Source organism: Nostoc edaphicum CCNP1411, from assembly GCF_014023275.1.
Lineage (GTDB): Bacteria > Cyanobacteriota > Cyanobacteriia > Cyanobacteriales > Nostocaceae > Nostoc > Nostoc edaphicum_A.
The window spans coordinates 5,462,075-5,487,872 of the sequence record NZ_CP054698.1; the positions used below are offsets into that span (position 1 = coordinate 5,462,075).

Sequence of the window (25,798 nt, forward strand, 5' to 3'; positions counted from 1 at the left end):
GCACATAGCTTCTTAGGCTCGATTAGATAAAACAGGTTTACCACTAGATACTACCTGTTCGATAATATCAACCGCTCGACTCACTCCACCTGCTCTGTCTATGACTTCTTGCAATCTCAAAGCATTCTGTTTATAAGAATCTTTCGCTAGCACCTTTTGTATAGCAGTTCGCAACCGAGGAACACTCAATCGAGCCAGGGGAATCACTTCACCAGCGCCAGCCCAAGCTATACGTGCTGCTACTCCTGGCTGGTCATTAGCAATTGGTATTGCTACTATTGGTACTCCATTGTTTAGGGACTCTAAAGTAGTATTCATACCTGCGTGGGTAATGGTGAGATTCGCTTTTTGCAGCAATTCCAATTGGGGTGCATAACCAACAACTAGCGGATTTCCCGGCAAACTTCCCAGAGACTCTGGAGTTGCAGAACCACCTAACGAAATCACTAGTTGGGCATCCAAATCATTACAAGCTTCTGCAATAGACTTGAAAATTCCCAATAGGCGATTTTGTACAGTCCCCATTGAGGCGTAAATCAATCGTTGTCCGGTTAATTTTTCATAAGGGAAATCAGGAACTTCCCGACCAGTTGGACTATGATAAGGGCCTGTGAAATGGAAGCACTGGGGCAAATTTTCCCTTGGGAATTCCAATTGTGCAGGCTGTTGACTAATCTGAGCTAGTTGGGAATAGCGATCGTTAGAGCTAGACTGTGGGGGCAATTTCCACTCTTGGCGATACTGATTGATCACCTCTGTAATGGGTTTTACGGTGCGACTTAGCAATGTATAGCCGGCTCGGTTACGTAATCGCGCCCACCAGGCTGGATTGTAGCTCCAGGTTTTAAAATAAGGTGGGACGCTAGGTTCTCGATTCAGTACCACAGCACTGCAAACTGTAATAAAAGGAATGCCCAGAAATTCTGCAACAGAACCTCCCTCTGGTGAAACTTGATCTACTAAAAGTGCTTCCACACCTGCTTGCTTCACTGCCGATGGTGCATCTCTGAGCATAGCAGCCGCCTGATCTTTGAGGAAGTTGACGGTATATTGCAGTGCGGCGAGTCCACTCAGTTTACCTAACTGAGTTATCGATTCAGCGATCGCTCCAGTAGGAAATTCAAATTCACCAACAGCTTGGAATTCTAACTCTGCCGCTAGTGTCTTGGATTTAGCATCAAGTATACCGAATAAGGTGACGCGATGACCCCGCTTTTGAAGTTCTTTACCCAAGGGGAGCATAGTGTTGAGATGACCAGTTGTTGCTGGACAGATCAGCCCAAAATGAGTCATGACTACTGTTTCTGTATATTTACAATGATGTATACCAGAAAACAGGTAGATAGGCAAAGAAAAAAATTTTTGCTGAGTTACAAGTGCCTACTGGATTTTTAAGAACTTATCCAAAGCTGTAACTAGGCTAGGCGGCCAACGGCGGATATTTTTTACCCAGTCGATATCCTTGTAGCGGCTATCAAGTCCATAAGCTGCTACCCAGTTACTTTCCGCTTCACCTTGTTCTCCATTTACCCAATATGCAGCGGTGAGGGCGGCACGCACATCAGCAAATTTGGAGTATTTACGGGCGATATTTCGCATTTCGCGGATTGCTTGCTCTTTTTTACCTGTTTCATAGAGAGCGAGAGCGTAATTGGCACGGGCGAAGGCAAAATTTGGCGCTATCTCATTTGATTTTTTGTAGTCTGCGATCGCATCTTCCCATTTTCCTAAACCTGTTTTGGCATTGCCGCGATTGTTATATGCCATCGCATCGTTAGGATCTAGTTCTAAGACATGATTATAATCTGCGATCGCATCATCCCATTTTCCCATTCCTTCTAACGCCGCCCCCCGATTCAAATATGGATCGGTGACATTCGGTGCTAATTCTATCGCTTTGTTATAATCTGCGATCGCTTCTTGCAACTTATTCTGACTCACCCGCGAATTTCCCCGGTTACTCCACGCCCCCGCATTTGTCGGAAATTGCTCAATAATCTTTGTCCAGTAAGTTTCAGCTGTCGCAAAATCACCTTGATTCGTCGCTATAAACGCTTGATTTGCCCACTCATCACCTTGTTTTAACTGTTCTTCAGTAATGTTGGATGTTTGAGATTGTGCCATGACTGGTGTACCCCAGCCAAACACAAGTAACAGACTGAGAAAAATACTAATCAACTTAATCATCTAGGTTTACCTAATTTGTTTTTTGTCATTTGTCATTTGTCATTTGTCATTGAGCATGGGGCAGAAGAATGGAGTTCAAAGGCTCATTAATGGAGTTCAAAGACTCATTTACAATCAATGCCCAATGCCCCATGCCCCATGCCCCATGCCCAATGCCCCATGCCCCATGCCCAATGCCCCATGCCCATAATTACAATAATGACAACTGTTCATTAGGCGGCGTAAATCCCAAATGCTTGTATGCTGCCTTAGTCGCCATCCTGCCGCGATGAGTCCGAGTTAAATATCCAATCTGCATGAGGTAAGGTTCGTACACCTCTTCAATGGTTTGGGTATCTTCACCCGTCGTTGCTGCCATTGTTTCTAACCCCACTGGCCCACCATTAAATTGTTCAATTATCACACTCAGCATTTGGCGATCTGTCCAATCTAAACCGCAGGGATCTACTTGGAATAGTTGCAATGCTTCAGATGCAATGCTTTCATTAATCTCGCCAGATATTTTTACCTCAGCATAATCACGCACTCGCTTAAGTAGCCTATTGGCAATCCGTGGCGTTCCGCGTGACCGACGGGCAATTTCTGCGGCACCATCTTCTGTAACAGGGGTTTTAAGTAATTGAGCAGTTCGCAGTACAATTTTAGTCAGTTCATCAACTTCGTAAAATCGGAGTTTTTGAATCAAACCGAAGCGATCGCGCAGTGGTGAAGTTAAAGCACCTACACGCGTTGTAGCCCCTACTAGGGTAAACTTTGACAGCGGCAAACTTCTAATACGAGCGCTGGAACCCTTCCCGATAGTAATATCTAAACGATAATCTTCCATCGCCGGATAGAGAATTTCCTCCGTCATCCGCGAGAGGCGATGAATTTCATCCACAAATAAAATATCCCCTGGCTTAAGATTTACCAGTAGCCCGACAATATCTCGTGGACGTTCTAGGGCTGGCGCACTGGTAATTTTGTAATTTACCCCCATTTCCGATGCTAAAATCATTGCCATTGTGGTTTTGCCCAATCCCGGCGGCCCGTAAAGTAGCAAGTGATCCAGTACCTCACCACGAGACTTGGCTGCTTTGATGGCAATATCTAGCACATCCTTTAAATCTTTTTGCCCAATGTAATCGGCAAATCGCTGCGGTCGAATACCCTCTTCTTGCTTATCTTGTTCATCAATAGCAGCTTCGGGTTGCAAAATATTGTCTGTGGATGGTGCTTTCGCCGACTCTCGACGCTGCTTTGGTTCTCCGTTGGGTTCTGGAGGCTGTTTTTTCGAGGAGATTATCGCCATAATTCAGCTATCTACTTTATAAGGGACTAGGGAGTGGGGGCAGGGAGCAGGGGAAGCAGGGGAGGCAGGGGAGGTAGGGGAGGTAGAGAAACAAAGAAGAACCAATGCCCAATGCCCCATGCCCCATGCCCCATGCCCCATGCCCCATTCCTGTGAAAATTTTCGTTTGGAAATACCCGCGCCAATTTAAAATTTAAATTCCGGTCAATTACCCAGAAGTACAAAAGTTATTATGTTATCTAAAAGAATCTTACCGTGCTTAGATGTGAAGGCGGGACGGGTTGTAAAAGGAGTTAACTTTGTCAATCTCCAAGATGCAGGCGATCCGGTAGAGCTGGCCAAGGTTTACAACGAAGCCGGTGCTGATGAGTTAGTATTTCTGGATATTACAGCTACTCATGAAGACCGAGCTACAATTTTAGATGTGGTCTACCGAACTGCTGAACAGGTCTTTATTCCATTGACTGTGGGTGGTGGTATCCAATCCTTAGAAAATGTTAAAGCTTTGTTACGAGCGGGCGCAGATAAGGTTAGTATTAATTCTGCGGCGGTGCGTGATCCAGACTTGATTAATCGGGCCAGCGATCGCTTTGGTAATCAGTGCATAGTTGTTGCAATTGATGCCAGACGCAGAAATAACCCGGAAAATCCAGGTTGGGATGTGTATGTGCGGGGTGGCAGGGAAAACACAGGCTTAGATGCTCTACTTTGGGCACAAGAAGTTGAAAAACGGGGGGCCGGAGAACTGCTAGTTACAAGTATGGATGCTGATGGAACCCAAGCTGGGTATGACATCGAGATTACACGAGCGATCGCCGATGCTGTAGAAATTCCAGTCATTGCTTCTGGTGGTGCAGGTAATTGTGAACATATCTACACTGCCCTAACTGAAGGCAAAGCGGAAGCGGCATTACTCGCATCCCTGTTACATTACGGACAACTAAGCGTAGCAGAAATTAAAAATTACTTGCGCGATCGCAATGTGCCAGTCAGACTAATCTCCTGAACCGCCATTTAGCATTTAATGACATCTATCTGAGGTTAGACACACTTCCCTGAAAGGGTGTTAATATTATTTTACAAGTATTAACAAATATTAAAAAATATGTTGCTTCCTATTTTACTTTTTGATGTAGCCCTGGTAGCGTGGTCGCTGCACTTAATGGAAAGAGCCTACGAGAGTAAAGAATTTTCTCTCATGTTGGCTGGTACATTGGTTGCTTTGGCTGCTGCTGCCATGTTAGTAGTTTACTTTTTGATGGGGCACTGTATGACTTATTTGTTGCAAGTGTCGTAGTGAGTGTTAGGTGCTTGATGAGATATTTAAAATTTAGTTTCCATAAAAAGCTTGACAAAGTACTAATAATTAAGCCATTATGTATAATGGATTTTAAGGGGTTATAGCGCAGTTGGTAGCGCACCTCAATGGCATTGAGGGGGTCAGCGGTTCGAATCCGCTTAGCTCCATTCTTCACACCTTAAACCTCTCTGTTAATTGATGAGAGTGGAAGCATAAGTTTTTCGTATAGAAAAACTTATGCTTCCAGCTTTTTGACTTGACAAAAATGCCATAAAGTCATGACTACTTTGTTATATGATCTACGCTAAATCACCCATAATAAACAGCTTGTAGTGGGGACTTCAGTCCCCAAAGCCAGGACTAAAGTCCTCACTACGAACATTTTTATTGAGCTTGATTAACCGGACATGATATTACATAAATTTAACACCTTGAATGTACTCACAAGGTGCGTTACCTTTCACCAAAGCATTCTACGACTTCTTCACCGCCGGATACTGTTTCAATACCTGCTGCAAATATTGCCCAGTATAAGACCTGGGATTTTTTGCAACTTCCTCCGGTGTCCCCACAGCAATCAATTCTCCGCCTTTGTCGCCACCTTCTGGCCCCAAATCTATCACCCAGTCAGAACAACGAATTACATCTAAGTTGTGTTCAATTACTAATATTGAATTGCCTTTATCTACCAATCGTTGCAACACATCTAACAATTTGTGGACATCGTAAAAAGATAACCCTGTTGTCGGTTCATCTATTAAATAAAGTGTCTTCCCTGTGGCGCGTCGAGATAGTTCTGTTGCCAATTTTACCCGCTGCGCTTCACCACCTGATAAGGTAGTCGCAGGTTGTCCTAGTTGGACATAACCCAACCCGACATCAAATAAAGTTTGCAAACGCGCGATCGCTTTGGGGATATTCTGGAAAAAGTCTAAACTCTCCTCAACTGTCATTCTCAGTACATCAGAGATTGACTTATCTTTGTACTTAACTTGCAAAGTCTCGCGGTTGTATCTTGCACCTTTACAGATTTCGCATTGCACGTAAACATCAGGGAGAAAGTTCATTTCAATAACATTCACACCCTGGCCGCTACAAGCTTCGCAACGTCCACCTTTAACGTTGAAAGAAAATTGTCCGGGTTTGTAACCCCTAGCTTTGGCTTCTACTGTTTGGGAAAATACATCCCGAATGGCATCAAAAATTCCTGTGTAAGTTGCAGGGTTAGAACGTGGTGTGCGTCCAATAGGGGATTGATCGATAACGATCGCTTTATCAATCGCGTTTAATCCCTGAATTTTATCCAAATGTCTTGGTAAAGGAACTTTCTTTGTTAAATGGTGTTGCAGAGATGGGTACAGTAATTCATTAATCAGGGTAGATTTGCCAGAACCAGACACACCAGTAATGGAGACAAGCTTACCTAGTGGAATGTCTACATCTATATTTTGTAAATTGTTGCGATGGGCATTTTTAATTCCCAAACTACGCCCATTTCCTTCTCGGCGTTCTGCGGGTGTGGTAATTACTCGCCTTCCTGATAAATATGCACCCGTCAAAGAATCTTCTGCTGCTAACAACGTCTGAAAATCACCTTGGGCGATAATATTTCCGCCGTGGATTCCTGCACCAGGGCCAATATCAACTATATAGTTAGCGGCACGAATTGTTTCTTCATCGTGTTCAACGACAATTAATGTATTACCCAAATCGCGCAACTTAGTTAAAGTTTTGAGCAACCTGCCATTATCTCGTTGATGCAAACCAATACTCGGTTCATCTAAGACATAGAGAACTCCCGTTAAACCAGAACCAATTTGCGTTGCTAGACGAATCCGTTGGGCTTCGCCACCAGAAAGCGTCATGGCTGGACGGTCAAGGGTAAGATAATCTAAACCGACATCTAACAAAAATTGCAATCTAGCTTTGATTTCTCTCAAGACTAAATCAGCAATTTGTAACTGGCGATCGCTCAATTTAAATTGCTCAATTCTCTCTCGACAATCCCGAATTGAGACGCTAGTTAATTCTAAAATTCCATATTGACCCAACTTCACCGCCAAAGCTTCCGGTTTTAACCGTTTTCCATGACACACTTCACAAGGTTGATCAATTAAATACTGCTCTAATTTTTGCTTAACTAATTCCGAACCACCCTCATACTGCCGTTGCAAAATTGGAATAGCACCTTTAAAACTCTGCTTTCTTTGTGCTTCTGCGGCTCGTTCATCTTTCTCGCCAAACAAAATAATTTGCTGCTGTTCTTCTGTCAGCTTGCTCCAATTTGTTTGTAATTCAAACCCATAAATCTGTCCGACGCTATAGAGTAATTCCAGATAATAAGAATTATCTTTTTCTGACCAAGGCGCGATCGCAGCATAAACCGGCGCTTCCCAGTCAGGTACGATCAAATCTGGCGCAAATCTCCTTAAAGTCCCGATGCCGTGACAGTGCGGACAAGCACCATAAGGCGAGTTAAAGGAGAACAATCGCGGCGATAGTTCCTCCATTACCGCGCCATGTTCTGGACAAGCAAAGTTTTCCGAAAATACTAATTCTTCTTCCTTTTCTTGTCCGTCGTCACCAAGCAGACTCACCAGAATGGCTGCAATACCACCCGATTGCTTGAGACACGTAGACAGGGAATCAACCAAACGCTCCTGAATATCAGCCTTTTTCACCAAGCGGTCAATTACCACTTCGATGGTGTGGGTAAAATTTTTATCCAATTCAATTGAATCTGACAGTTCGCGGATCTCGCCATTGATTCGCACGCGGACAAAACCTTGAGAAGCAAGACTTGACAAAAGCTTACGATGTGTGCCTTTTTTCCCACGGACAACGGGTGCAAGAATTTGGAAGCGGGTGCGATCTGGTAATTCCATGATGCGATCGCACATCTCATCGATTGTCTGGGGTGCAATACAGCGATCGCATATCGGACAATGGGGTTCGCCAGCCCGACCAAACAACAGCCGCAAATAGTCGTAAATCTCTGTCACCGTACCCACAGTGGAACGGGGGTTATGAGACGTTGATTTTTGGTCAATAGAAATTGCTGGACTTAAACCTTCAATCGCTTCCACATCCGGCTTATCCAACTGTCCTAAAAATTGCCGTGCGTAGGCGCTGAGGGATTCCACATACCGACGTTGCCCTTCAGCGAAAATGGTATCAAATGCTAGGGAAGACTTACCAGAGCCAGAAACGCCAGTAAATACAATTAGGCGATCGCGTGGCAATTCCAAGTCAATATTTTTCAGATTATGCTGCCTAGCACCCCGAATCCGAATGGTATTCTGGCTGTTGTGGCTGGGGTACGGAAGATGTCCATTCAAGGATGCTGCTAGCTGTTGGTCTGACATATTGGGCGGCGAAGAAGGAGTTTCTTATGAAACAGTCCTTAATAATACTATCTTTAATCAGTTTATAGTAGAACAATCGTACTGTTTTAATTAGTTATCATTCCAGATTCATGCCGCAGACATCCTTAACGCGATGTGCAACTTATCCTTAGAACCCCACTTCCATTCCTCCCCCCCCACAGGAAGAGAGGCTTTGATTCTTGCTCCCCTTCCCTTGTAGGGAAGGGGTTGGGGGTTAGGTCTGAGAGAAAGTTGCACACGGCGTTCCTTAAGAGTCTGCTAATTTGGAAGCATCCCGATTAAATATCCTTCTGAGGGCGAAGCTATGGTATTGCAAATCCAACCGCCGACCCAGCCAGAGGTCATCTACCCAGATAGTGACGGACAACCAATTGCTAACAGTACCATACAGTTTGGCTGGATTGTAGAAATTAAGCAGAATATCGAGTGGCTATTTGCTGACGATCCAAATGTATTTGTCGCTGGCGATTTGTTTTGGTATCCAGTAGAGGGACGCAACAAAATTGTTAACGCCCCAGATGTGATGGTGGTATTGGGTAGACCAAAAGGCGTAGGCGTAGCCCGTCGTAGACATCGCTTGTGCTACCAACAATGGAAAGAGGAGGGAATTGCACCACAAGTGGTGTTTGAAATTCTTTCTCCGAGCAACACCCAAACTGAAATGGACAAGAAATTACTTTTCTACGATCGCTATGGCGTGGAAGAGTATTACATTTACGATCCTGAGAAAAATAATTTGCGTGGATGGTTGCGTAGCGAAGACGGTTTAGATGTCATCCCCCAAATGGAGGATTGGGTGAGTCCCCGTTTAAAAATTCGGTTTGCTTTATTACCAGAGACTCTGCAACTATATCGCCCTGATGGAGAACGGTTTTTAACTTATACAGAAATTTCTCGCAACGCCGAGCAAGAAAGGCAACGGGCTGAACTTGCAGAACAAGCTAGAAGAGATGCCATACCCCGATTATTGCAAATGAATTTGAGCATCGAACACATTGCCCAAGCTTTGGGATTGTCAGTGGAAGAAGTGCGAACCCTGGCTCAGGAGTAAAGCCGTGTGAAATGATTAGGGACTTCCAAGAAATAAATTATCCATTTTGTGGGGTGGGCCGAAAAGCCACTGGTGTCAACTTAAGCCAAAAATAGCGTACTGATTGGGTGTTGTTCACCCGCCAGGGATTGTAAATCCCTGACTAATTGCTCAAGTCTACTGAAGTAGACTGAAAATTTTTGCGCCCCAAAGTCCTCTGAAGAGGACTTTAGCTATGAGACAGGGATTTACAATCCCTGGCGGACTGGCGGACGTGCGGTTTCGCGTTAACTTGACACCAGTGGTGGGGACACCCATCCTACAAGAAAATTTGGGGATGTTTTTTTATTTGGAAGTCCCTTAGCAGTTCAGTTAACAGCGTTGGCAGTAGAACCAGAGCCTTGACCAAACAATTCGCAATTGCGAATTGGAAATGACTCGGAACGGAGATTCAGAACTGCGATCGCGATCGCTTGCCTAATTAATCGTGTTCAAAGCAACTTGCTACTTAGCCACTCACCAACGACACCAGCACGCCATTGAGATCGCGCACACGAGCAATAGTTTTTCCCCCAGGCTGGGTTTTAGGAGCATCTAATGCTTTTGCGCCAGCCCCGATCGCTCTCATGTAAGCGCTACCAACATCAGGAGTGATAAATGATATTTGAATTAATGGCGGTGGTTGTGTAGCGTCGTTGGGATGGAAACCACCAGGAAATAACTTTTGTGCTTCGCTACTAGAAGAGAAAGCTAATGTGGTGTTTCCAGTTTCGATTTCCGCCCAGATAGATTGTCCTTTATCCTGGAGAGTGCGACGAACTAGACCAAAGGCTTTTTCGTAAAACTCAACTGTTTTAACTACATCGTCTACCCAGATGACCGTGTAACCAAATTTCATAATTCTTTCTCCTTATCTAGAAAAAATTGAGGGTTTCAAACCCACGGAGGTGGATTTTGTCTGTGTAGACGCGGTTTCTAACCGCCCTGTTAACTACGAATGACGAATGACAAATGACAAATGACGAATTATTTTAACTCTCCAAAATATTACGATCTGTTGCTAGAGTTTGTGCCCCTGCTTGCATCATTTCTATATCTGATGGCGACCAATCATGAGGCCCTTGACAGTGATGTGCTACTAGCAATCCCCATAATCCTCTGGGGATGACAATTGGTGCAACCAAGTTGGCGCGAACCTGCATATTGCGGAGAAAATCTCGGTGACAAGGCTGGATTGGCTCTACTTCAATATCAGCGATCGCTTTTACCCGTCCTGCTAAGTATAAAGCAGCATACTCGTTGTTAAAACAATCATCTGGGCCAGTGGAACCAAGTATTGAGAATTCTTTAGAACTCAAAGATTCAAAAGTCACTTGTCCTTCCCACTGCCCGTAAAAATAATACAACACCACCCGATCAACCTGAAGCGATTCTCTGAGTTGATTGGTCGTTTGCCGGACTAGCTCATCGCGCTGCATTGTTTTAACAAGGCGGTCGAGCAATTTTTGCAAACCCTGTTCACGGCGATCGCGGCTATGGTTAAACTCGGAGTGAGGATGAATTTTCACGGTTCTAAAATTACGACTAAGTAAATGCTGCCGGATTTATATAGTAATTTATTACACTTTGTTTAAATACATTTTTGTATTTATAGCAGCAATTCGATTCTAACGGAACATAATCGTAATCAACCTTTTTAGGAAATTTAAAATAAATTATTAAGAAACTACAATTTTTAATTTGCACCAAAGATAATTCAAAATTATAAATTTAATCTTAAGAATTTTGAAAATTTACAAATAATGTGTTTTGTCTTTCCCTAGCTTGAGGCAATAAATATAGTTCAAATTCTAATGTAACAATTCAGTTTGTATTCCTCGTTACAGATATTAGAAGATGTTTGAAAAATGCTCTTAACGGTAGCAAAACGTTTTAGATCCCCCTAAATCCCCCTTAAAAAGGGGGACTTTGATTCCGGTTCCCCCCTTTTTTAAGCTACCGTGTATACACAAGTCCATCCAGAGCGAGTTTCCAGCCGATAAAGATGGATTCAAATTGTCTTAAACCATGAACAAGGGTAGGCATTCCAGGAGGCCTACCAGAGGTATAACCAGACCATCCACCAAGTCGAGCAATGATCCAAGTAGCCCAGGGCAAACAACCCCGTGGATAAGGATTTTGTAATTTTTTGGTATCGCCTTCAACAGAAGATTGAAGTCCTAATAAGCATTGCTGCTGCTTTTGACAAAAGGTAAGCTCGGCAGAAAGTTGAGTATTATCGCGTCCCTCAACCATTTGTAAGGTTCGCACGGCTACGGACAAAGCAAGGATTGTTAGGCGTTGAATTGCAATACTAGACTCTAACTGAGTCGCTTCGATATTCAATCCAGCTTTTTTTGAGAGTGGCAAAAAGTTGTTCAATCTTCCATCGCCATCCGTACCACTTAATGACTCGCAGTGCCTGTTCCAAGCAGACAACAACGTGAGTTGTCAGCAACCGCCAATGAATCGGTTCTTGTCCTGCGGGTGGTTGGACTTCCAGAGCTTCAACAGCAAAAAGGGTAACACTAGGAGGATAGCCAAAAACGCCTAATTTATCGGGGCGTTGAATCTCAACTTGTCCACAACGAAACAATAAGCATTGCTTCTCTTGGCATTCGCTTTCGACGTGAGTCTGCGGGAACGTTAATTATATAAGTACCTTCACAAGGCTGCTGACTTAAGTAGTCGAATAGTGATTCAGACCGCCCTAACAATCGACGATCTTGGCAAGCTCTTATCAGTAAATGATTGTTTTTTATTGGGTACAGTTGCAAATTCCTCAAATAAATCCGATTCGCGGTCGCCAATATGAGTTACCATTTTTGCTCCACCCACTTCAAAGCATCGCTTACTACTTTCTGCCGATGCTAACCATTTGTAAGATTCTTTCTCCTCAATTGGTAAATTTTGATAGTCACGAGTTATGTTTATCTGCATGGTTTATAGCTCGGCTCCACAGTTTTACTGTGCTTAACCCCAGTGGAAATCCACTCTCACCATCTAATACCAATGTTGGATGGATATAAAACCCGACATCTGTGTTATTGCCTACTACTCCTAATCCTGGCGGTGACAGCCTACCTGCATGAGACTGCAAGTTAATCTCGCTAGTATCGCTAATCGCTAATACGTGTCGTTTTGCCAGATGAAACTCGCAATCATCCGAAAGGCTACGTACTAGTTCTGATAGTGTTACGTTTTCATTCTCCAAAAACCGATAATAACCCATCTGTTCTGCCCAATTTCGACTTATTTGCCGGATATTTATCGATTGGTGCTTACGAATCGCCTCGTATAATGCTGCCCCCTTTTTATCAGCCTTGGGTCTCCAAATGCCGTTCCTGGTGTCGTCGAAGCGTGAATTAAGATTGGATTATCCATAGTTTTTGCTTCTCAAAAATCCTCTGCACCTACTTTACATCCGACTTGTGTATACACGGTAGCCTTTTTTAAGGGGGGTTAGGGGGGATCAAAAGGCTGTAGCACAACTATAGAAGACTTGTATATACACCGTAGCTTTATAAGGGAGGTTAGAGAGGATCAATAAGTGCAAAAATACAGCAAATTACTTTTCAAACAATCTCTTAGTCATACTGATAGTATTCTTTGTTTCCATACTCCGCATGAGAACGAGAGACTAACGAGAGACTAATTCTGAGTTTGCAAACATTGGGGCAAAGTTACGGTAAGCTGACAATGCTGCTTCTTTAACCGTTGCATTCACAATCGGAAAGGTAGTGAGGATGTAGCTAAATTCATCTTCAGTTAAGCCGTAAAGATGTGCTACCATTCCATCGAGTTCGGCGCGGAGTTTAGCGCGTGCTGCTTCGTCGGTAACGCCTTGTTGATGGGAACCTAGCCCGACTTCTTGCGCGAGTTCGTCAAATTCTGGTGTGGTGCAGATGAGTTTGGCGGCGCGTTGTACAATATCGTTGAAGTTGCGATCGTTTTTTGTTAAACGTGGTACGGGTAGTTGGTATACAATAAACATTGAAATTGATGTGGTGACTCGTTGTCGAGCCATAAAGTCAAATACAAAAGAGTTTAATAACCCACAAATGTATAGAAGTACTTGATAGTTAAGAATACTAAAATTATCTAAATTACTCAAAAATAACTTATGATTAGCAAACACATTTGAAGGAAGTAAAGTAGTAATCACTGTACGAATATCAGTATTTCTAGCTATTTCTCGAAAAGCAAGTCTATATTTTTGATAATTCAACCTTTGCCCACTATCTCCTTAAACATCAGGATTTATCTCATCGTCTTTTCCTTCCGGCGTATCATCTAAATTCCAAGAATAACGCTCAAATAAATCTAGAACTTGTTCAAACGCCTCATCAACTATAGAAATCTGATATTTCTCTTCAATATGATGCTTAATAAATAGACCACCATTTAGGTATTTAACCTTTCCTACCAATTTTTGTACAGATAAATCGCGTTCAATCTCAGGTTTAGCAAAACTTTCAAAAAACAAAGCTTTGAGAAATTCATCATAAAAATGATTTTCACCTTTTTGCTTACTTTGCTTAAGCTTATTTTGCAGATACTTTAAATCTTCATTATCAATAAAACGCTTACACTGGAGAAAATAAACAAACATCAGGCGATTGAGAATTATCGATGTGTACCAACGTCTATCTGTTTCATTATCATCAATTCCTTTAACAAACAGCAAAAACTTTTGGTGTAGCTCTTGAAATTTATTATAAAACTTCTTAGTTACTGCTTCCACATCGAAACCACGTTGTAGTTTATAAGCAATTTCGACAACAGTAGGTTCCCCATGTTCTAATTCAGTAATATCAATTACTACAGAACCAAGTTTGCTTAAAAATAAGTCTCCGGGTTGACCTTTCACATATAAATGGTCACGAACAAAGGTTTTGCTTCCTTCTCTTTTTACCCAATACCAAAGACTACGTGTGCGTTCTTCATTAACGAAAATGAGGAGATTTTCAGCTATTAGTTTAGTAATTTCTTGATGAATAGCAAATCTAACTTTAGCTTCTGGTATGTTTCCATCTGCTGCGGTGACTTCAAAGATTGCAACACCTGAAAATTCAGCAATTTTTTGATATTGATACGTCTTGTTATCAATTTTTAAAGTTTCAGGTTTTTGTCTTGAGGGTTTAGACCAACCTAATTCTTCTATCAGAAATGTTGAATGCTGATACAAAACTTTACATAGATAGTTACACTAACTCTAAAAAGGCTAAATTAGTCAACATAACATCATCTCCTCAAACCAATGAACATAGCTGATTTTCTGACACATACAAGATTGCAAATAGCGGAATTTATCTAATAGTGTATGTCCCCATTGTGCGGGAATAGATAAAAGCTGTAAAATCAGATAAGCTATTAAACTAACGTAAATTTGTATGGTGATACCGTTGACGTTTTTGGTAATTAATTTGTCAAGTTTTAAGTGCATCTTTAAAAACTTCCACAAGAGTTCAACTCCCCAACGTAATCGATAAATATCCCTAATTTCATCATCATTAACAGCTGCATCTCCCGACTTTGGTAAATTAGTCACTAAGCGGAACTCAGTTTTCGTTTCTAAATCACAAAAATTAATGACTCTATAGGCAATAGCCTCATCAGATGCACCTACTTTGACTAATCCAGTTGCATCCTCAAATTCTAGTAACGAAATTGTTTTTAATCCGCAAAACAAAATATTTGTTTTCTTGTACCAATTCTTGAATGAATTTTAATCCCGCAAAGCCTCTATCCATTACCCCTACAGCATTAGTTGGGAGACTAGACATCATCTTGGAACCAAATTTATAATCATGATCATGTCCAAAATTGATCAAGTTATCTTCTGGGCTACCTGTAGCTAAATTCAAAGAACTAAAAAGTTTGACTTGATGATGACCCAAAACCCATAACAATTTACTTGTCAGGGTAATAATTGTTGAATCAATAGGACAAATAGCATATTTATCGTGTAATTTTTTGTGAATTTTCTTCTGTACTAATTCATTTAATTTTTGGTAAATTCCTTGAAATTGTTTTTTGGCTTCGATGTAAATTTGCTTTAGAAAAAGTAGAAATATCTACCTCAAATCCTGTATTGTTTAATCTCTTAAATAAATCTCGCATACTTGTTAAGCTATTATCCAGAGCATAGGATAGCCAGCACTCAAAGAATAGACGACTATTCAATACTGGATAATCATTTTTTGGCAGGCTTTTCAAGATATCTTTGACAATTTTGGGAAATGAATTTATAATCACAATCAAACTAATATAGTTTAAGCCTTCGCCCAAAAATACCATATTTTGGGCTATTTTTATCGGATTTTTCTTACCGTTCAACACTTCTGATAAAATACATTTACTTTCGTTAGTAGCAATATATTCTGTAATTGCTCGATAACGTTTGCCTTCGCGGTTCCGTAAGTTGTGACTTTCATCAATTAACACAACTCGGTAACGGCGGAGTTTTGGTAACTTATTTTGTACTTGACTAATTGGCATAACTTCGGCAAGTAGCCGATAGTTATTTACATATTCTTGCCACATTGAAACTAGGTTTTTTGGGCAAATAATTAGTGTTTCTAAAAAACAATCTTCTTGTAAAATCTTGGCAAGGGCGGTTCCAACTAAAGTTTTGCCCAAACCGACCACATCCCCAACTAACACGCCACCACGCCTAGTTACATGACGGGCTGCTAGCTGTACGGCGGCTTTTTGGAAATCAAATAAATTATTAAATTCGCGGGGGATACGGAATTCTGAAAGTCCTGCGATCGCTTCATGGGATAAGTGGTAAGCTATCTTCAGGTAGATGTAGTAAGGTGAAACTAACTCTTGCCTAGCCCAGCTTTGGTCAATAATTTCTGCCAATTCTTGGGAAATATCTACACAACCGTAATCTTGCCAGCGATCGCTAAACCACTTTTGCAGTTTATTACACGCATCGTGGTCTAAAATATCAACATTCAACTCCCCTTGTTTCGCCAGTCCGGGAAGAGTTAAATTACTACTACCCAAGAATCCCACAGTTGGAGCGTTGGGGTCATTCCGATATACAAGATATAACTTGGCGTGGAGAGAATGGCGCAAAAACAGTTTAATAATTACCTTCTGACTTTTTAGCTGATGACTTAACCGCCGTAACCCCGCTTCATCTTGATTAGTCGGCGCACCAATAGTCAACTGCTGGCGAAATTCTGCCGCCATACGTTTTTTAAACCGCACAATGCTACTGTTATCAATCCGTCCATCACCACTAACAAGGCTAAATGCTGCATGAACTTCATCACTGGGTAAGCTTTGCATCCCAATTAGCAAGCGACAACAAGCATTTTCACTACCAACATACTGTTCAATCAAATCATCAATTCTTCGCCAACCTCTGAGATTGAAGTAGCCTACGCAAAAATCTGCCCGATAAGAGACTTTGAGGGTTTCTCGTAAAATCGGCAGTAATTGTAAATCAATGTTGTCAAAAATCCGAGGCATTATTTAACACTCATCAATATTTCGTACCTATGTTATATGAGTAAAAAATTTTTCCAGCCAGATTAGAGACGCGATAAATCGCCGTCTCTACAATAATCAATCCTTTAGACATCTCCAGAAATTAAATATGCGATATCCAGAACCCTTGTAGAGACGTAGCACTGCTACGTCTCTACATTCTTTTTCGGAGATGTCTTTTGTAGAGACGGCGATTTATCGCGTCTTCAAAAATTATAAAAAAGAGAGCAGTTGCACCGTAATACAACTGCTCTAAAAATACTTAGATAGATATTTACTACCTATCCACAGACCCCATAATTACGTCAACACTACCGAGAATCACCACAATATCTGCAACCTTCATCCCGCGCAGTAAATGTGGAACAATCTGGAGATTGTTAAAATCTGCGGCGCGAATCTTCCAACGTGCAGGGAAGACGTTATCATCGCCAACTAAATAAATTCCCAATTCACCTTTACCACTTTCTACACGGGCATAGATTTCACCCTTCGGCATCTTGAAAGTCGGGGAAACTTTTTTACCGATGAATTGGTAATCAAATGCGTCCCACTCAGATTTTTTACCTGCGGCTAAACGTTTTGCTTCGAGATTTTCGTAAGGGCCGCCAGGAAGTCCTTTAACTGCTTGGCGAATAATCTTTACAGATTCGCGCATTTCCCGCATCCGCACTACGTAACGGGCAAAGCAATCACCGGCGGTTTCCCACTGCACATCCCAGTCGAAATCGTCGTAGCATTCGTAATGGTCAACTTTCCGCAAATCCCATTGCACACCAGAAGCGCGTAACATTGGGCCAGAAAGTCCCCAGTTAATTGCTTCTTCACGGGTGATAGTACCAATACCCTCAACGCGTCGCCGGAAGATTGGGTTATCTGTTACTAAGCGTTCGTACTCATCAATTTTGGGCAATAGGTATTCGCAAAATTCCAGACACTTATCTACCCAACCGTAAGGCAAATCGGCTGCTACTCCACCAACGCGGAAATAGTTGTTATTTACCATCCGATAACCTGTAGCAGCTTCCCACAAATCATAAATCATCTCCCGTTCCCGGAACTGGTAGAAGAAGGGAGTTTGTGCGCCTACGTCAGCGAGGAAGGGGCCAAACCATAGCAAGTGGTTAGCAATGCGGTTCAACTCCAGCATGATGACGCGGATGTAGCTAGCACGTTTGGGAACAGCGACACCTGCAAGCTTTTCTGGGGCGTTAACAGTTACGGCTTCGTTGAACATTCCCGCAGCGTAGTCCCAGCGACTAACGTAGGGGACGTACATAACATTAGTGCGGTTCTCAGCAATTTTTTCCATTCCCCGATGCAAATAGCCGATGACCGGTTCACAGTCAACGACATCCTCGCCATCCAGAGTCATGATTAGCCGCAGAACCCCGTGCATTGAGGGGTGGTGTGGCCCCATGTTTAGCACCATCGGTTCAGTGCGGGTTTCTAGTCTGGTCATAGATTTCGTGTTCTCCTGTTTGTATTCGTGTAGCGTGCCATTTTGAATTGAACCGCGTAGATGCCAACCAGACCCGATTTATCTAGTCTGCCAAGCCAAAGTTAAGCTTGCAGGAGCAATACTTTTAAGAAAACTGCCCTTAAGGCGTCTATAATGTATTGCCCATACAGGGGGTATGTTGGAGAGGGGGTGACAGAGGAGGGACTTTACTTGATGTTTAATTTTGTTGCACTTCTTCAACTATTATATGGAAGCTTGATCTGCACTTAATTAAGGCATCGGATTTTTTTATAAGGAAGATGCGGAGAGTGGGGGAGGCGGTGAAACTAGGAACCCAGCCTACCCTTCTTTACGGGAACGGGAACGGCGAAGCCAAGGCTGGGTGGTTTACATTACCTCAACAAAGCAGCAAAAGGACAAGAACTGGCTGGTAAGTTTGTAGTTGCGAGTTCTTTTCTTTTTGTGAAAATTTGCTTGATGAAAGCCCAGAACTTTTGATATAGAGAACCAGGAGGTTGTATTCCGCCTTCTGCTTGTTTTGACTGAGACAAATTTGCTAATTTGCCACCAGATGTCAATTTGTCTAGAAAGTTATTATTGTCGTAATAGTGTTCTAAAGACAAAATTTTGAGATCATCTGTGACATGAACGACACTGATGCCAATAACCTCAATCATCTGGCCAGTAGGTGCATAATCTTTATATGCACCTTGAAAATATCCCCAGTGTCGCCATTTGAAAGTAATGGTTGGTGGTGCTGAATAAATTTCCACTACTTCCCACAAGAAACCATCAGGAAATGCTGTATGAAATAGATTGGTTGAGGTTTCAAAATTTTCCTCAGAAGCTCGATAATATTGTGTATTACCAATCAACAGTTTATAAGTACCTGATTGGACTAAATCTGCAACTGTGTATTCAGTGCCACCATTGGTACTCATGCGAAACTTGTCTTGGACAATAGTCAACCATTCAGCAGGATTGGTTTTGAAATTTGCTTCAACATCAAAACTTCGTACTAAATTTTGTACAAGTGCTGCTAATGAACCTTGAGGGTGATTGTATTTACTTTCACTGGCTAGCTTTTCATTAGAACGAGTGTAGTCTGGCTTTTTACCATAGCGCCATTGAATATTCTGACTATATTCCAGAACTGTATCTCTGTTCTGTACCCAAAGGGGAAGATTATTGTTGTCAATTGAACTCATAAATACCTCTGCCCAAATGTGACTGTGAAACAACTGTCAATACCGATACACACTCAGATTTCGCAGTGATAACCCCTCTAATTTGGCAGTAGTAACCTATACAGTTTTGAGTACAAGTTTAAGAAATAATCAACTGTGGTATTAGAACTGCTTGCCATTGCATCTACGACAATAATTGCACTATAAAGCCAGTCAACACCAGGGAAGTTCTGGAAGTTAATGAATTTCAAGTAAATTTTGACAAAACAATATACTGCAAGTTTGTATTAGCAATTCTTTCAGCCTTCTCAACAAACAAAAGTATTGTGATTGGCAAAGTTAATTAAAATCAGAAAAGATCCTGAACTTCAGGATTTTTATATGCGTCTCTAGCTAGTGCTTTGAGAAATAGGCAACGAATGAAACAGACATCTCGTTACTTCATAGCCGATTCTGTATTATGTGTTTCTTGCGAGTAATGACACCCTAATGAATCAGCAGCAATCAAGAAGTAAACGCGGAGTCATACTAACAACATTAGGATGGCAGCGACTCCAAGAGGCGCAGCGAAACTGGGAGAATGAGAAAAATTTTGGTGTCGCTTATACTATTGAAGCCTTAAGCGATCGCACAGGGTTAGATCCATCCACAGTTTCTAAGGTGACGGATCGGGAAGCAGGGGTGGATAGGCGGACTTTAGAACGGTTTTTCAGGGCTTTTGATTTGGAATTGCACAAAAGCGATTATGCCAAGCCAGAAGTTGTATCGGTTAAGCAGCAAGAAATTATCACTTGCTCAAATCAAAATTGGGGTGAAGCCCCTGATGTGTCAGTATTCTATGGGCGCACGCAAGAATTACGGCAACTAGAAAAATGGATAATTAGCGATCGCTGTCGTTTAATTACACTCATTGGACTTGGTGGTATTGGTAAAACTACTTTGTCAGTCAAATTAGCTCAAAAACTGCGAAAACAGTTTGATTATGTAATATGGCAAAGTCTTCTCAATGCTCCGCCACTTTTAGAAATGCTAGCAACTCTAGTACAATTTTTGTCCAATGGCGAAGAAACAGATTTATCAAAAAACATTCCCTACAGAATTAATCGCCTACTTGAATATCTGCGTTCATCACGTTGTCTTGTAGTTATCGATAACGCCGAATCGATTTTTCAAGGTGGTAATTATGCAGGTTTATATCGGGAAGACTATGAAGGCTACGGCGAACTTTTTCGCCAGATAGGGGAAGTTAATCATCAAAGTTGCTTATTACTCACTTCACGAGAAAAGCCTCAAGAACTTGCAGCGATTGAAAGTAGTCAAGGACTGGTTCGTTCTTTACAAATTACGGGTTTGACAATCTCAGAAATCCAAGAAATTTTTAGAGGGAAAGGAGTTACAGGGGGTACAGATGCGGACTGGGAAAAATTAATTATTAACTATGCCGGGAATCCGCTTTATTTTAAAATAATTGCTACAACAGTTTTAGATTTATTTAATGGAAATATTTCTGAATTTATTTCTCAAGATCCAGGAGTATTTGGAAATATCCGCCTGTTAATGGAACAGCATTTTCAGCGTTTAACTGAATTAGAGCAATCATTAATATATTGGCTAGCTATCAATCGGGAGCCAGTTGGCATCACAGAATTAAAAGACGATATTTTAGACTCAAGCACCACATCAAAGCTATTAGAAACAATAGAATCTCTCTTAAGACGCTCTCTAATTGAAAAAGCTACACCTGCGCTGATTACCAAACATGGCAATTGCTTCACGCTACAACCAGTAGTTATGGAGTACGTAACTATGAAATTCATTGATCGAGTTTGTCAAGAGCTTGTCAAAAGAACTGACTTTTCACGGGATCTCGAAAACCTCTCTCCAAACCTCTCTCCTGCGAGGAGAGAGGCTTTGAATTCTCCCCCTTCCCTTGTAGGGAAGGGGGCTGGGGGGTTAGGTTCCGCCTCTTCTTTTCCACATGACGTGAAAAGTCAGGTCAAAGGAGAGGTTTCATTATTCAAAAGTTTTGCTTTAATCAAAGCGACATCACCTGATTATGTCAAAGATAGTCAAATTCGGCTGATTCTCAAACCTATTATCAATAATTTATGCTTGCTGCTAGGAAAATCCAACCAAATCACAGCACAACTTACTAATATTCTCAACCAATTTCGCGGACAGTCTCCTTACATAACTGGCTACATGGCAGGCAATACGATTAATCTACTTGGTCAGTTGTCAGCAAAAATCAGTAATCAAGATTTTTCTCATCTGACAATTTGGCAAGCTGACCTCCAGAATTATATATTAAATCATGTCAATTTTGAAAATAGTAATTTTGCTAAATCAGTTTTTACTGAAACCTTTGGTATTATTTTTGGTCTAGCATTTAGTCCCGACGATGCACTTTTAGCAACGGGAAGTATTGATGGTGAAATTTCCTTATGGCGATGGAGGGAGAATCAGCAACTTTTGAATTTCCAAGGGCATAGCAATATAGTAATGTCTCTTGCTTTTAGTCCAGATGGTCAAAAACTTGCTAGTACTAGTGTAGATAGAACTGTTAAATTGTGGGATGTTGCTACAGGTCAATGTCTATTAACCTTACCCTCAAATTATGGGGTGATAATTGGAAATATTATCTTTAGTCGAGACGGAAAAAAGCTTTTTACTTGTACAGAAAAGCAGATATTATTCTGGGATATTGAAACAGGTAATTGTGTCTTAGCTATCGAACACAGCAACCGAATTACTTCAATCGCCTACGAACCTCAACGTCATATTCTCGCTTCTGGTTGTTTAGATGGTACTGTAAATATCTGGGATGTGAATACTGGTAAATGTTTAAAAACTGTTCAGGGAGAAAGTGGAGCAGTTTTGTCAATCGCCTTTACTAGTGATAGTAAGCTTTTAGCTAGTAGTGTAAAAGCTAAAATTATCAGCATTTGGGATGTAAATACTAGCAAGCCTATTCAAACATTACAAGAACATAGTAGCTATATTTCATTGGTTGCTTTTAGCCGCGATGGTCAGACTTTAGCAAGTAGCGGCAGTGGCAATAGAACCGTAAATATTTGGGATATTAAAACTGGAAGATATCTGCAAACTTTAGCAGGACATATCTCAGCAATTAACAGTCTTACTTTTAGCAATTTTGGTAATTTAGTAACTGGCAGTGTAGACCGGACAGTTAAACTTTGGGATGTTGTGAATGGCAAATGTTTGAAAACTTGGCGGGGACGGACTGACTTTGTAAATTCAGTGGGATTTAGTAGTAATGGTGAAATTATTGTTAGCGGTAGTCAACATACTATTGCCCTTTGGAATGTGACTACAGGTGAGTGTATCCAAGCCTTTTATGATTATCAAGATTGGCTTAATTGTGCGGCTTTAAGCCCTAATAGACAAATACTAGCTTGTGGCAATATAGGCAATGTCAATAGCATTATTAGACTTTGGCAAGTTAACCAACTGGGTAATTTTAGCCAAGTTCCAGATAAGATATTACAAGGTCATACAGATAGTATTTGGTCAATTGCCTTTAGTCCAGATAGCAAAATCTTAGCGAGTGGTAGTAGCGATAGCACCGTCAAACTTTGGGATTGTGAAACTGGTCAATGTCTCTTCACCTTTGTGGGGCATACTGGTGCAGTTCTTTCTGTTGCCTTTAGTCCCGATGGACGGACAATTGCCAGTTGTAGCGGTCACTCGACAATCAAACTTTGGGATCTTGAAACTGGAGAATGTTACCAAAACATAAAAGAACCGGCAGGTTATATCATTGCTTTTAGTCCCAATGGTCATCTTTTGGCTAGCGCGAATACTATGGGCATCGTCAAACTATGGGACATCAAAACTGGTGAATGTTGTACTACTTTTGGCAGACATGGGCAAGCTGTAATTTCAATTGCCTTTAGTGCCGATGGAGAAACCTTAGCTAGCGGCAGTAAAGATGGTACTGTAAAGCTCTGGGATATGAAAAATGGTGAATGCATCAAAACATTTTTGGCTGATATCGGTTCAGTATGGTCATTGGCTTTTAGTCCCAATGGTTTGCTGGCTTGTGGTGGCAATGCTGAAACGATCAAGCTTTATGATCCTAGTACAGATAATTGCCTGAAAACATTAAAAAGCGATCGCCCCTACGAAGGCATAAATATTAAAGGCGTTACAGGTTTAACAACTGCGATGATTGCCAATCTCAAAGCACTGGGGGCAATAAGCCTGTGAAGTCGCTCGTAACTAGTATATTAGTGGTTTAAAAACTATTTTTAATTAGGAATACACAAAGACACAAACAAAAGAATACATAATTAAAGTTCATCTGTGGTTTTGTGCCCTAAGAGGATGTTTGAAAAATCCTCTTGTCGGTATCAAAAATTTTAGATCCCCCTAAATCCCCCTTAAAAAAGGGGGACTTTGATTCCGGTTCCCCCTTAGAAAGGTGGACTTTGATTCTGGTTCCCCCCTTTTTAAGGTGGGTTAGGGGGGATCTAAAAGTGCCTAAAGTCACAGCGAAACACTTTTCAAACAACCTCTAAGTCTCATGAATCGTCAGCTAGCTATTGAAGAACCGACTTTTTCCCATCTACCAGTGTTACCGCAAGAAGTAATTGCAGGTCTAGCGGTATCTCCCGGAGGTCATTATCTTGATACGACGGTAGGCGGTGGAGGTCACAGCCGTTTGATTTTAGCAGCCGCACCAGATGTAAAATTAACGGCAATTGACCAAGATGAGGATGCTTTAGCAGCAGCGAGAAAAGAATTAGCAGAGTTTGGCGATCGCGTACAATTCATTTACAGCAATTTTGCTGACTACGAGTTTCCCCCCAACACTTTCGATGGTATCTTAGCCGATTTGGGGGTAAGTTCTTACCATTTAGACCAAGCAGAAAGGGGTTTCAGCTTTCGCCAAGCTGCAAATTTAGATATGCGAATGGATCGAGGGCGATCGCTAACTGCTGCTGATGTGATTAATAATTGGGATGAAGCAGAATTAGCAGATATTTTCTTTAAGTACGGTGAAGAGAGATTATCGCGGCGCATTGCTCGTCGTATTGTAGAACGGCGACCGTTGCACACGACTACAGAATTAGCTGATGCGATCGCTTCTTCAGTTCCCCCGAAATACCGTTATGGGAGAATTCACCCCGCTACTCGTGTTTTTCAAGCTCTGCGAATTTTCGTTAACGATGAGTTAAAATCCCTAGAAACCTTTTTAGATAAAGCACCAAATGCCCTTGTCCCTGGCGGCAGAATTGCAATTATCAGTTTTCACAGCCTAGAAGACCGCCCGGTGAAGCATGGTTTAAGAAATTCACCTTTATTAAAGGTATTGACAAAAAAACCAATTATTGCACAGGAAGAGGAAATTGGGAAAAATCCGCGATCGCGATCGGCCAAACTGAGGATAGCAGAAAAAGTTTTGAGTGTTCAGTAAGAGGAGCGGATAAAGAGGCAGGGGAGCAGAGGGGCAGAGGGGCAGGGGAGCAAAAGAAAGGGACAAAGGGAATTATTGAACAAGTTTCTTCCTTGTCTCTTCCCATTCTTCATGCCCAATTCCCAATGCCCAATTCCCTAAAACAACAGGTGTGACATCAGGAATTAGTGAAGCTTTAGTATCCACAACATCAGGGTTGCTAGTGGCAATATTTACACTTTTATTTGCCAATACCTTCCGGGGACTCTACCGCCGTCGCTATGAAAGAGGAAATAAATCCTATGTGTCTACAAAATGAAGCGAAACTGGGTAATTGTAAATTAGTAATCGGTAATTGCGATTAGTTCGCTACTTGTTACCGATTTTACTCTTTAAATTTTGACTCTAATAGTACTCTAAAATAACTAATAGCTTTTTTCGCTACAGTTTCCGAGGAAATATTCCATGACTATTTGGGTAAATGAGCAAATTGATCCGTCTGGGATGATTCATGCCTGTATTGCCACTTGTAATGAATCTCAAGCCAAAGATTGTCATGATTCCTTTCAAAGTAATTTGACTGAGATGCAAAAGGCAGCAGGTTGGGTAGCGCGATTGCGGACTGTCGATTCTTGGGATGAAGTGCCGGTGAATTCTTTAAAACTCAATTAATTGAGTGCTATCGAAACTAGGCTAATAGCTCTAACTTTTTCCCAGCAGATAAGATTGCCTTTATCTTTTCTGCTCACCTTTAAGCGAAACTCCGACGCGCTTTGCTTCACCAGACGGCTGTTTAACCCAACCTTGCTGATAGTTAGACCATTTTGGTTGTTAACTGCAAATTCTCTGAGATGGAGGTCTTTTTTTGGGATTTTGATCGAACATATTTCAAGAGCGTAGGCGTACCCCGCCATAGGTATCGCTTGTCTAGCATACGCTGCACCTATGCCAATGCTGACAGCGATCGCAGCAAATCTCATGAGAACAGGTT

At 41.7% G+C, this 25,798-nt stretch carries 18 protein-coding genes, 1 tRNA gene and 4 pseudogenes; 9 read left to right on the top strand and 14 right to left on the bottom strand.

Features of this window, described 5'->3' with window-relative positions:
* Positions 1-12 precede the first annotated feature (12 nt).
* The 3 genes from HUN01_RS25740 to ruvB form a co-directional block, all read right to left on the bottom strand.
* On the bottom strand, positions 13-1,293 hold the full coding sequence (locus HUN01_RS25740; RefSeq protein ID WP_181928551.1) for a glycosyltransferase: 1,281 nt from the start codon (positions 1,291-1,293) through the stop codon (positions 13-15).
* 87 nt (positions 1,294-1,380) lie between these two features.
* Positions 1,381-2,187 (bottom strand): tetratricopeptide repeat protein, encoded by an 807-nt coding sequence (locus HUN01_RS25745; protein ID WP_181928552.1) that lies wholly within the window; start codon positions 2,185-2,187, stop codon positions 1,381-1,383.
* A 190-nt stretch (positions 2,188-2,377) separates the two neighbouring features.
* Complete coding sequence (gene ruvB / locus HUN01_RS25750) at positions 2,378-3,478, bottom strand: Holliday junction branch migration DNA helicase RuvB (protein ID WP_181928553.1); 1,101 nt, start codon at positions 3,476-3,478, stop codon at positions 2,378-2,380.
* Between the two features lie 232 nt (positions 3,479-3,710).
* Here ruvB and hisF point away from each other — a divergent pair, with 232 nt between their 5' ends.
* From hisF to HUN01_RS25765, 3 genes are all read left to right on the top strand, one after another.
* Entirely contained in the window at positions 3,711-4,484 is a 774-nt protein-coding gene (hisF, locus tag HUN01_RS25755) for an imidazole glycerol phosphate synthase subunit HisF (RefSeq protein WP_069071056.1), read from the top strand.
* Positions 4,485-4,583: 99 nt separating this feature from the next.
* Positions 4,584-4,775, top strand: coding sequence for a hypothetical protein (locus tag HUN01_RS25760; RefSeq protein WP_069071057.1), 192 nt, complete (start codon positions 4,584-4,586; stop codon positions 4,773-4,775).
* A gap of 97 nt (positions 4,776-4,872) precedes the next feature.
* Positions 4,873-4,945 (top strand) — tRNA-Ala (locus HUN01_RS25765).
* A gap of 306 nt (positions 4,946-5,251) precedes the next feature.
* Here HUN01_RS25765 and uvrA read toward each other — a convergent pair.
* Complete coding sequence (gene uvrA, locus HUN01_RS25770) at positions 5,252-8,143, bottom strand: excinuclease ABC subunit UvrA (protein WP_181928554.1); 2,892 nt, start codon at positions 8,141-8,143, stop codon at positions 5,252-5,254.
* Between the two features lie 325 nt (positions 8,144-8,468).
* On the opposite strand from uvrA, the gene HUN01_RS25775 reads away from it, so the two are divergent.
* Positions 8,469-9,215: a Uma2 family endonuclease gene (locus HUN01_RS25775; protein ID WP_181928555.1), complete on the top strand. Its 747-nt coding sequence runs from the start codon at positions 8,469-8,471 to the stop codon at positions 9,213-9,215.
* Between the two features lie 214 nt (positions 9,216-9,429).
* Positions 9,430-9,558: a hypothetical protein gene (locus HUN01_RS36255; protein ID WP_257798006.1), complete on the top strand. Its 129-nt coding sequence runs from the start codon at positions 9,430-9,432 to the stop codon at positions 9,556-9,558.
* Positions 9,559-9,702: 144 nt separating this feature from the next.
* On the opposite strand, the gene HUN01_RS25780 is transcribed toward HUN01_RS36255, so the two are convergent.
* From HUN01_RS25780 to HUN01_RS25820, 9 genes and pseudogenes are all read right to left on the bottom strand, one after another.
* Positions 9,703-10,092 (bottom strand): VOC family protein, encoded by a 390-nt coding sequence (locus HUN01_RS25780; protein ID WP_181928556.1) that lies wholly within the window; start codon positions 10,090-10,092, stop codon positions 9,703-9,705.
* Positions 10,093-10,225: 133 nt separating this feature from the next.
* Positions 10,226-10,762, bottom strand: a complete 537-nt coding sequence (locus HUN01_RS25785; protein ID WP_181928557.1) for a GAF domain-containing protein — start codon at positions 10,760-10,762, stop codon at positions 10,226-10,228.
* A 427-nt stretch (positions 10,763-11,189) separates the two neighbouring features.
* Positions 11,190-12,522 (bottom strand): annotated as a pseudogene (locus HUN01_RS25790) (IS4 family transposase).
* 351 nt (positions 12,523-12,873) lie between these two features.
* Positions 12,874-13,461, bottom strand: coding sequence for a hypothetical protein (locus tag HUN01_RS25795; protein WP_181928558.1), 588 nt, complete (start codon positions 13,459-13,461; stop codon positions 12,874-12,876).
* Positions 13,462-13,479: 18 nt separating this feature from the next.
* Complete coding sequence (locus tag HUN01_RS25800) at positions 13,480-14,421, bottom strand: type IIG restriction enzyme/methyltransferase (protein WP_181928559.1); 942 nt, start codon at positions 14,419-14,421, stop codon at positions 13,480-13,482.
* Between the two features lie 45 nt (positions 14,422-14,466).
* Positions 14,467-15,491, bottom strand: a pseudogene (locus HUN01_RS25805) (IS4 family transposase).
* A 705-nt stretch (positions 15,492-16,196) separates the two neighbouring features.
* Positions 16,197-16,721, bottom strand: a pseudogene (locus HUN01_RS36420) (helicase-related protein); the annotation flags it as partial.
* A gap of 295 nt (positions 16,722-17,016) precedes the next feature.
* Complete coding sequence (locus tag HUN01_RS25815; RefSeq protein WP_181928560.1) at positions 17,017-18,201, bottom strand: NAD(P)H-quinone oxidoreductase subunit H; 1,185 nt, start codon at positions 18,199-18,201, stop codon at positions 17,017-17,019.
* 392 nt (positions 18,202-18,593) lie between these two features.
* Positions 18,594-19,409, bottom strand: a complete 816-nt coding sequence (locus HUN01_RS25820; protein ID WP_181928561.1) for an ester cyclase — start codon at positions 19,407-19,409, stop codon at positions 18,594-18,596.
* 468 nt (positions 19,410-19,877) lie between these two features.
* Here HUN01_RS25820 and HUN01_RS25825 point away from each other — a divergent pair, with 468 nt between their 5' ends.
* From HUN01_RS25825 to HUN01_RS25840, 4 genes and pseudogenes are all read left to right on the top strand, one after another.
* A complete protein-coding gene (locus tag HUN01_RS25825; protein ID WP_181928562.1) occupies positions 19,878-23,618 on the top strand; it encodes a WD40 domain-containing protein in 3,741 nt (1,246 codons plus the stop codon).
* A gap of 316 nt (positions 23,619-23,934) precedes the next feature.
* The gene (rsmH, locus tag HUN01_RS25830; RefSeq protein WP_181928563.1) at positions 23,935-24,828 is read left to right on the top strand and encodes a 16S rRNA (cytosine(1402)-N(4))-methyltransferase RsmH; all 894 of its coding nucleotides are present in this window, start codon (positions 23,935-23,937) and stop codon (positions 24,826-24,828) included.
* A 91-nt stretch (positions 24,829-24,919) separates the two neighbouring features.
* Positions 24,920-25,126 (top strand): annotated as a pseudogene (locus HUN01_RS25835) (MotA/TolQ/ExbB proton channel family protein); the annotation flags it as partial.
* 146 nt (positions 25,127-25,272) lie between these two features.
* Entirely contained in the window at positions 25,273-25,479 is a 207-nt protein-coding gene (locus tag HUN01_RS25840) for a glycogen debranching protein (RefSeq protein ID WP_181928564.1), read from the top strand.
* On the opposite strand, the gene HUN01_RS25845 is transcribed toward HUN01_RS25840, so the two are convergent.
* Complete coding sequence (locus HUN01_RS25845) at positions 25,476-25,787, bottom strand: hypothetical protein (RefSeq protein WP_181928565.1); 312 nt, start codon at positions 25,785-25,787, stop codon at positions 25,476-25,478. The two genes, HUN01_RS25840 and HUN01_RS25845, sit on opposite strands and share 4 nt — an antisense overlap.
* Positions 25,788-25,798: the final 11 nt, after the last annotated feature.

What these genes read in the sequence shown, in the direction of transcription:
- HUN01_RS36255 (WP_257798006.1), top strand. Translation starts at nt 9,430, where the DNA reads ATGAGACAGGGATTTACAATCCCTGGCGGACTGGCGGACGTGCGGTTT.
- HUN01_RS25740 (WP_181928551.1), bottom strand. Translation starts at nt 1,293, where the DNA reads ATGACTCATTTTGGGCTGATCTGTCCAGCAACAACTGGTCATCTCAAC.
- HUN01_RS25845 (WP_181928565.1), bottom strand. Translation starts at nt 25,787, where the DNA reads ATGAGATTTGCTGCGATCGCTGTCAGCATTGGCATAGGTGCAGCGTAT.
- HUN01_RS25825 (WP_181928562.1), top strand. Translation starts at nt 19,878, where the DNA reads ATGAATCAGCAGCAATCAAGAAGTAAACGCGGAGTCATACTAACAACA.
- HUN01_RS25745 (WP_181928552.1), bottom strand. Translation starts at nt 2,187, where the DNA reads ATGATTAAGTTGATTAGTATTTTTCTCAGTCTGTTACTTGTGTTTGGC.
- uvrA (WP_181928554.1), bottom strand. Translation starts at nt 8,143, where the DNA reads ATGTCAGACCAACAGCTAGCAGCATCCTTGAATGGACATCTTCCGTAC.
- HUN01_RS25780 (WP_181928556.1), bottom strand. Translation starts at nt 10,092, where the DNA reads ATGAAATTTGGTTACACGGTCATCTGGGTAGACGATGTAGTTAAAACA.
- HUN01_RS25815 (WP_181928560.1), bottom strand. Translation starts at nt 18,201, where the DNA reads ATGACCAGACTAGAAACCCGCACTGAACCGATGGTGCTAAACATGGGG.
- rsmH (WP_181928563.1), top strand. Translation starts at nt 23,935, where the DNA reads ATGAATCGTCAGCTAGCTATTGAAGAACCGACTTTTTCCCATCTACCA.
- HUN01_RS25840 (WP_181928564.1), top strand. Translation starts at nt 25,273, where the DNA reads ATGACTATTTGGGTAAATGAGCAAATTGATCCGTCTGGGATGATTCAT.
- HUN01_RS25775 (WP_181928555.1), top strand. Translation starts at nt 8,469, where the DNA reads ATGGTATTGCAAATCCAACCGCCGACCCAGCCAGAGGTCATCTACCCA.
- HUN01_RS25820 (WP_181928561.1), bottom strand. Translation starts at nt 19,409, where the DNA reads ATGAGTTCAATTGACAACAATAATCTTCCCCTTTGGGTACAGAACAGA.
- ruvB (WP_181928553.1), bottom strand. Translation starts at nt 3,478, where the DNA reads ATGGCGATAATCTCCTCGAAAAAACAGCCTCCAGAACCCAACGGAGAA.
- hisF (WP_069071056.1), top strand. Translation starts at nt 3,711, where the DNA reads ATGTTATCTAAAAGAATCTTACCGTGCTTAGATGTGAAGGCGGGACGG.
- HUN01_RS25760 (WP_069071057.1), top strand. Translation starts at nt 4,584, where the DNA reads ATGTTGCTTCCTATTTTACTTTTTGATGTAGCCCTGGTAGCGTGGTCG.